This is a genomic window from Megasphaera sp. AF13-6AC (assembly GCF_027685385.1).
Taxonomy (GTDB): domain Bacteria; phylum Bacillota; class Negativicutes; order Veillonellales; family Megasphaeraceae; genus Megasphaera; species Megasphaera micronuciformis.
This window is the reverse complement of the sequence record NZ_JAQCUN010000167.1, coordinates 1-2,412: the sequence shown is the minus strand read 5'-3', so window position 1 is coordinate 2,412 and position 2,412 is coordinate 1. Positions and strand designations below refer to the sequence as shown.

Sequence of the window (2,412 nt, the reverse complement as noted above, 5' to 3'; positions counted from 1 at the left end):
GAAATATATTACGGACAATAGAAAAGCCCGACACGATTATTTTATACACGACACGTACGAAGCCGGCTTGGCTCTTACGGGAACGGAAGTAAAGTCGCTGCGTGCCGGCCGAGTGAATCTGAAAGACAGTTTTTGCCGTATTGATGACGGTGAAGCCTATATAGTCGGTATGCATATCAGTCCGTACGAACAGGGCAATCGCTTTAATACCGATCCCTTACGGACTCGTAAATTGCTGTTACATAAATACGAAATTGTCAAACTTATCGGTGCGACCAAGGAAAAGGGGTATACACTTATTCCCCTTAATTTGTATTTCAAAAAAGGACGAGTCAAGGTGACCGTCGCTTTGGCAACCGGCAAAAAGCTTTATGACAAACGACAGGCCATAGCGGAAAAAGAAGCAAAACGCGATATTGAAAGACGCATGAAGAATAAAGAATATTAGAGTAGACATAACAGTCGGAGGAATAGATTATGAAATGTCGTCAATGCGATAATGAAGCTGTATATGCAGACGGCTTGTGCGAGTCCTGCCATGCCCGTCAACAAGAGGACGTACAGGTCATGTCCCGTGCTGAGCGGGACGGGTTTACGGGTCAAACCGTTGATGAAGAAGGACGTGTATATACCGAGGACGTAAGAGAAGATGAAAGCCTTCAGGGGCGGGTCCATATTTACACCAAAATGCCCTTGCGTATCAAGGCGGCCTTAGCGGTCATTATCTTCTTAATAGCCGCCGTCATCGTCGGTATTTTCGGCCTTTTACTGGTTGCCTTGCCGTATTTACTGGCCATCTTGGGGATTTATATTGTTTATTCCGTTGTACGTAAATTTTTGAGTTGACTGCAGTGGGTGAAACTATGAAAAAAAACTTGATGATTATTGACGGAAGTAGTCTGTTATATCGGGCTTTTTATGCCATGCCGCCTTTGAGCGACAGTCAGGGACGGCCGACTAATGCCGTGTACGGTTTTTTAAATATGCTTTTGAAACTTTACGCCGATTTGGATCCGTATTACGTGGCCGTCGCTTTTGATAAGGATAAACATACGTTCAGAAACGAATTATATGCCGATTATAAGGCGACGAGAAAACCGGCTCCCGATGAATTGCGACCTCAGTTTGCACTCATTCGGGAGGTTTTGGCATGTTTAGGCATTCATGTGCTGGAAACGGAAGGCTATGAAGGCGATGATATTATCGGGACCGTTGCCAAACAGGTGCCGACGGATAATACGTCCGTGTCCGTTATTACGGGTGACCGTGATGCTTTGCAGCTGGTAGATGACAATATTACGGTGTATCTGACTAAAAAAGGTATTTCCGAGATGCTTGCCGTAACTCCCGATGTCATGCAAGAAGAGTACGGATATACACCCGCTCAGGTCATTGATATGAAGGCCCTCATGGGCGATACGTCTGACAATATTCCCGGAGTTCCCGGTGTGGGTGAAAAAACGGCACTTAAACTGATTACCGAATACGGTACGGTTGAGGGCGTATATGAACATTTAGATGATATAAGCGGCAAGAAGTTGCGTGAAAAACTGGCGGATAATAAAGATAAGGCTATGTTGTCTAAAGAATTGGCTACCATTAATTGCCATGTACCCGTTGAATTCGACGAAGCGGGATTTTTGCCCCATCCGCGGGAGGGGGAAGTGCGCGATTTGTTCAAACAGCTGGGCTTTCGCAATCTGCTCAAACGTTTCGCCGCCTTTGATCGGTTCGCGTTTTTGGAACAAGCTGAAGAGACGGTGACTCTAAAGCAGTTGAAAGAATTGAAGGCCCGTGATGTGAAGGGGCAGACGGTAGCCTTAGCGGCTCATTATGAAAATACACCGGGATATTCGAAAATAAGTACCTTGACGTTAGCCGTTGAAGGCGGTGTATACGAGGTAAAAAGTGAGGATATAGGACAGTGGCTTACGGCTTTGGAAGACTCTGAGGTCATTGTGACAGCTGACGGGAAATCCCTGTATAAGGCGGCTCTTTGTGCGGGAATAGGAGCTTTGCCCGTATATGATGTAACCTTGGCAGCCTATCTGTTGGACCCGACGCGTACGGCTTACGGCCTGACTTATTTGTCTGAAGTATTCGGGCGCCCTCTGAATGAAGTTAAGGGCGAGGCTCAAAATGAGACGGCTAACGAAGCCGCTTTCGTCTACTCCCTATACGGACCTGTACAACAGGCCCTGGAAGAAAAAGGGCTGTCATCCCTTTTTGAAACTATCGAATCCCCCTTGGAACGGACTCTGGCCGTTATGGAATTAAACGGTTTTACTGTAAATAGAGAACGTCTGGAAGAGATGAAGGCCGACTTGTCTCGAGAAGCGGATACCTTGGAAACGGAAATTTACGACTTGGCCGGTGAGTCCTTTAATATTAATTCGACGAAGCAGTTGGGCG

Annotated in this window: 3 protein-coding genes; all 3 read left to right on the top strand. The window is 46.4% G+C overall.

Annotated elements, in window-relative coordinates:
* Positions 1-7: 7 nt before the first annotated feature.
* The gene (gene smpB, locus PGX78_RS07640; protein ID WP_270446292.1) at positions 8-448 is read left to right on the top strand and encodes an SsrA-binding protein SmpB; all 441 of its coding nucleotides are present in this window, start codon (positions 8-10) and stop codon (positions 446-448) included.
* Between the two features lie 29 nt (positions 449-477).
* Positions 478-846, top strand: a complete 369-nt coding sequence (locus tag PGX78_RS07635; protein WP_006942068.1) for a hypothetical protein — start codon at positions 478-480, stop codon at positions 844-846.
* A gap of 17 nt (positions 847-863) precedes the next feature.
* The coding region (locus tag PGX78_RS07630) for a 5'-3' exonuclease H3TH domain-containing protein (RefSeq protein ID WP_333524010.1) at positions 864-2,412 on the top strand (1,549 nt) is incomplete at its 3' end.